General features: G+C 72.1%; 3 protein-coding genes. All 3 read right to left on the bottom strand.

Going from position 1 to position 3,266, the window contains the following annotated elements; all coding sequences use genetic code 11:
- Positions 1-2: 2 nt before the first annotated feature.
- Complete coding sequence (locus tag FV222_RS20995) at positions 3-1,745, bottom strand: HWE histidine kinase domain-containing protein (RefSeq protein WP_147815557.1); 1,743 nt, start codon at positions 1,743-1,745, stop codon at positions 3-5.
- Between the two features lie 275 nt (positions 1,746-2,020).
- Positions 2,021-2,926: an SDR family oxidoreductase gene (locus FV222_RS21000; RefSeq protein WP_147761652.1), complete on the bottom strand. Its 906-nt coding sequence runs from the start codon at positions 2,924-2,926 to the stop codon at positions 2,021-2,023.
- Between the two features lie 144 nt (positions 2,927-3,070).
- A partial coding sequence (locus FV222_RS21005; protein WP_187277405.1) for an FAD-dependent oxidoreductase occupies positions 3,071-3,266 on the bottom strand: 196 nt, incomplete at its 5' end.

Raw genomic sequence — 3,266 nt, forward strand, 5'->3', positions numbered from 1 at the left:
CCTCAGGCCCGCCCGGCCGGCCGCGCGTCGGCGAGGCCGCCGAACGAGGTGAAGCGGTCCGGCTCGTCGAGGGGGACGTCGAGGCTGCAGCGCAACCCGTCGATGGCGAAGTCCAGCCGGACCAGCCCGCCGAGCTCCCGGCTAATCCCGCCCGTGATCAGGCGCGTGCCGAATCCGCGCTTTCCCGGCTCCCGAACCGGCGGGCCTCCGCTCTCCTGCCAATCCAGAACGAGCCGCCTCGCGGCGCTCTCGGCGACGACGACGGTCCAGGCGACCTCGACGCGGCCCGCATCGGTCGAGAGTGCGCCGTACTTGGCCGCGTTGGTGGTCAACTCGTGCACCGTCATGCCGAGCGCCAGGACGTAGCGCGGCGGCAGGTCGAGGTCGGTGCCATCCAGGTCGAAGCGATGGGCCTGGTCGTCCCGGTAGGGGGCCAGCTCGTTCTCCAGGACCGTCCGCAGCGAGGCGCCGCCCCAGTCGTCGCGCGACAGCAGGTCGTGGGTCTTGGACAGCGAGAGGATGCGCCCCTCCAGCCGTTCGCCCCGGTCGTCGTCGCGGCGGGTCTGCCGCGCCAGGGATTGCACGGTGGTCAGGGTGTTGCGGACGCGGTGGTTCAGCTCGTGCAGCATCATCGTCTGCCGCTCCTGCAGGACGCGGCTGCGCGCGACCTCCTCGCGCAGCTCGCCCTCGTGTCGTTGCAGCGACGCGGCCATGGCGTCGAACGCTTCCCCAAGCCGGCCGAATTCGCCGGGTCCGGAGATCCCGGTCCGGGTCCCCAGCTCGCCGGCCCGCCAGGCGCTGGCCGCCGCAAGCAGGCGTCGCACCGGCCGGCGGATGAAGACGCGTCCGGCCATCAGCGCGGCGACGACGGCGAGGATCGCACCGAGGCCGATCAGCACGATCCCGCGGCGGGTCGCGGCGTCGATGTCCGCGAAGGCGCTGGCCGACGACAGGCCCACCGCCACCGTCATGGTTTCGAGGTCCTCCGGCGAACCTCCGGCCACCGCCGTGATCCGTTGGTTGCCGCGCAACCCCGGCAGGTCGGCGACGGTGCCGCGGTGATCCGTCAGGGCTTTCCAGTAAGCCGGAGGAAGCGGCTTGCCCGCCCACGCCTCGTGATCGGGCAAGCGTACCAGGATCGTGCCGTTGGGGTCGGCGACGGTGAGCGCGGCATCGGGCGGCAGCCCGGCATTGGCCTGCCGGGCCGCGAGGTAGGACAGGTCGATGCTGGTGATGACGATGCCGTCGGGCCGCCCGTCGCCGTCGTCGTCGGGGATGGCTTGCGCGAACTGGATGGTGGGCCGGCCGGTGACCCGCCCGGACACGACCTGCCCGATGGCGAACCCGCCGGAACGCATCGCATCCTGGAAGTAGGACCGGTCGGCGACCGTGTAGGCCCCGACCGGCGAGCCGAGGGTGTTGCACCGGATCTTTCCATCCGCGTCGGCGACGCCGAAGAAGAACGAGCCGGGCACCTGGCCGACCACCGTCGCGAGGTAGGCTGTGCACGCCCGCGCATCCTTGGTGCGGATCTCCGACAGGCCGGCCAGGATGCCGAGCACCTGCCGCGCCCCGCGGCCGAACTGCCCGAGGTCGGCCGCGACGTTCCGCGCCGCGCGCATCGCCTCGTTGCGAACCGCCTCGGCACGGGCGGTCCGCAGGGCGTATTCGTTATAGCCTTGAACGGCCAACGCCGGAGTCAGGGCCAGCACGACCAGGCCCACGATCCGCTTCGTCAGTGACATCGAGGGCTGCTTCCCGAGCCTGGTCGTCCCCGCCGCGTCTCGGGACCCGGACACCAAACTAGGTCGCATTCGGCTCCGCGACCATGGCGTGGCATCGGGCGCGAGGCGGCATCGGTGACCCCGGGGATGCGGCTTTGGGAGAAACTTATCCGTTCCAATGTCTTAAAGACGCCACCGGCCTGTTCGTGCCGGCGGCGCCTGCCCTTTCCCTTGTGCACCCCGTCGCCGGGGCGGGAGCGCCGGCGGAAAGCGGTCCTCTTGCGGGCGCGGCGGGGTCAGGCGGTGCCGTTGCCGCCCGTCGCGCCGTAGACCTCGCCGGTGACGTAGCTCGCCTCCTGGCTCGCCAGGAAGACGTAGACCGGCGCGAGCTCCACCGGCTGGCCGGGGCGGCCGAGCGGCACCTCGGAGCCGAACGTCTCGACCGCCTCCTGCGGCTGCCCGCCCGAGGGCTGCAGCGCGGTCCAGAACGGCCCAGGCGCCACCGCGTTCACGCGGATGCCCTTCGCGACCTGCTGCTTGGCCAGAGCCTTCGAGAAGGCGACGATGCCAGCCTTGGTGGTGGCGTAGTCGACGAGGATCTGCGGCGGGTTGTAGGCCACGACCGAGGCCGTGTTGATGATCGACGCGCCCGCCGGCATGTGCGGCAGCGCCGCCTTGGTGATCCAGAACATCGCGTAGAGGTTGGTCTTCAGCGTTCGGTCGAACTGCTCGTCGGTGATGTCGCCGACGTCCTTCTGGTTGGTCTGCTTGCCGGCGTTGTTGACCAGGATGTCGAGCCCGCCGAGGTCGGTGACAGCCCGGTGCACCAGCGTCTCGCAGAACGCCTTGTCGGTGATGTCGCCCGGCAGCAGCACCGCCTTACGGCCCTCCGCCTCGATCAGCTCGGCCACCGCCCGCGCGTCCGGCATCTCGGCCTCGACGAAGCTGAGCGCCACGTCGGCACCCTCGCGGGCGAAGGCGATGGCGGCCGCGCGCCCGATGCCAGAATCGGCGCCGGTCACCAGGGCCTTGCGGCCGGCGAGGCGGCCGTGGCCCCGGTAGCTGGTCTCGCCGTGGTCCGGCTGCGGGTCCATCGCTCCGGCGAGGCCCGGCGCCTCCTGCGGTTGGCGCTCGAACGGCGGCTGCGGGTACTGGGTGCGCGGATCCTGCATCGTGAGGCGCTTGTCAGCGGCGTCGGTCATGAAGCTGTCCTGGCGCGCCGGGTTCGAACGGGACAGACCGTGCGGCGCGCGTGTCGGGTGATGCTGTCCGGGAACTTCGGCAATCGGCCCCGTGCGCGGATGTTCCGGCCCCTGCGGCCCTATGGACGCCGCCGGAGCCTTCCGTCAGGCCGCCTCGCCCCGCCTGCGCCCGAGCGCCGCCATGGCCTCGTCGGCGGCCCGCTGCCCGCTGTCGTGGGCGCCGTGGGCGGTGGTGAAATCGTGCGGGTGCGTCGCCTCGCCGGCGAAGAACAGCCTGTCCTCGAAGGGCCGGGCGAGCCGCGCCCGCGCACCCGAGCGGCCCGGCAGGGCGCAGCTATAC

This window comes from Methylobacterium sp. WL103, assembly GCF_008039885.1.
Taxonomy (GTDB): Bacteria; Pseudomonadota; Alphaproteobacteria; order Rhizobiales; family Beijerinckiaceae; genus Methylobacterium; species Methylobacterium cerastii.

Coding starts and splice junctions, on each gene's coding strand:
- FV222_RS20995 (WP_147815557.1), bottom strand. CDS start 1,745: ATGTCACTGACGAAGCGGATCGTGGGCCTGGTCGTGCTGGCCCTGACT.
- FV222_RS21000 (WP_147761652.1), bottom strand. CDS start 2,926: ATGACCGACGCCGCTGACAAGCGCCTCACGATGCAGGATCCGCGCACC.